The organism is Bartonella sp. AP57NXGY, from assembly GCF_042195805.1.
Taxonomy (GTDB): Bacteria; Pseudomonadota; Alphaproteobacteria; order Rhizobiales; family Rhizobiaceae; genus Bartonella.
The window spans coordinates 1-1,416 of the sequence record NZ_JBHIOZ010000277.1; the positions used below are offsets into that span (position 1 = coordinate 1).

Annotated in this window: 1 protein-coding gene and 1 pseudogene; both read left to right on the forward strand. The window is 41.2% G+C overall.

Features of this window, described 5'->3' with window-relative positions; all coding sequences use genetic code 11:
- Window positions 1-508 precede the first annotated feature (508 nt).
- A complete protein-coding gene (locus ACFIL8_RS10265; protein ID WP_375689685.1) occupies window positions 509-883 on the forward strand; it encodes a hypothetical protein in 375 nt (124 codons plus the stop codon).
- A 12-nt stretch (window positions 884-895) separates the two neighbouring features.
- Window positions 896-1,416 (forward strand): annotated as a pseudogene (locus ACFIL8_RS10270) (hypothetical protein); the annotation flags it as partial.

Genomic DNA, 1,416 nt, shown 5'->3' on the forward strand with positions numbered 1-1,416 from the left:
ATAAGAGCCCTTGGGGTTTAGAGCCTAGAGTGAGTGCTTGGGACTTACTTTATCGTTTGAGGCGTGAGGAAGGAACGGTTTTGCTTGTAGGGGCGCGCGGTATATGGGTTGTTTTCGTATTTTTATGAGCCTTGTTCATTCAAGCTTTGAAATGAATTCTATTGAAGTGGGGTTGCAGGGTGATTTTCTTGAAAATAAGAGAATTTTTGGGAAGAAAAAGCTGAATTGTGACTATTGTTTATAGATTGGTACGGTTTGAAAATCTTTATTGTTTGCAATGTGAGGAAGGTAAGAGGGTAGCAAGGTAGCAGGAATATTATAGTTTTTATTATGACGTAAGCCATAACGACCTGTGTACTTTTCTTGATTTCGGTGATATTTGGGTTTTGCATCATCATAATGCGTAAATTGGAAAAAAAGATCCAGAAACGAGAAGAGGCAATCTCTGTGTGATAGCAAATAAGCTCTCTGTCACACGGGGTCTTTTCAAAGAGTGAGAGGGGAATACATGAAGGAGCAAAATTGGACATCAGAGCAAGAAACGCATAAAGGAGCGCATTCTTTTTCGCTCCAGCAAGTGTTGCTCTCAGCAAAGGATTATAAAATTATCTTTGCTATTGCGGTTCTCATTGTCATCTGGAGAATGGTTCTAGAAATACCAGGTGTATTAAATTGGCAGCTGACAGGGTGGCAATATGTTGTGCATGCCGTTCTCTTTAAAACAACGGTCGCCATAACGGTCTGTGTCATTATTTTTATTCCGGTTATGTTACGGCTTCGCACCAAAGTGACGGGTGAGTTGCAAAAAAATATTCAGAAACTAGAAGAAGCAATCTCGGTGCGAGAGCACATAAGCTCTCTGTCGCACGGGTTGTGTAAATAGTGAGGGGGGAACATGAACTTTGATCCTATAGCCGTATTTCTATTAGATCCCGAGTTCTGGGTATTTATTGTTATTTGCATGATCATTATCATGCTTGTTTTAGCTCTTTATACCTCTGTCTTTAAACGGATGAAAATGAATTTCCAAGTGAAAGGCGAGCTGGAAAGAGTGCTTCAAGAAAATGATCTTGCAACGCAGCAGTTTTGGAAAGATGAAGCCGTGCTGCAGGAGAGGCGTTTGCAACTAAAGGAAAAGGAAAAAGAACCCTTTGTCGGTTATGATGATGATGAAATTCTCACGATAGAAAGTGCAACAGCGCTTTTAAAAAGCTTGGGGTGGTCTGTGGACATCGAGGGAAAAGGAGATTATTTGGCAACCCTCTTTTTACCCGATCGTGAAGTGCAGTTTCTTTATAACGAAAAACACGTGGAAGAGTTTTCGCCTTTTGATCGCGGGCTTTTAATTATGAGCGGTATTTTTGCGGCGGCTTGTCAGACGATTAATCCGCATAATTCTGGGGTTGTGCCAACGGT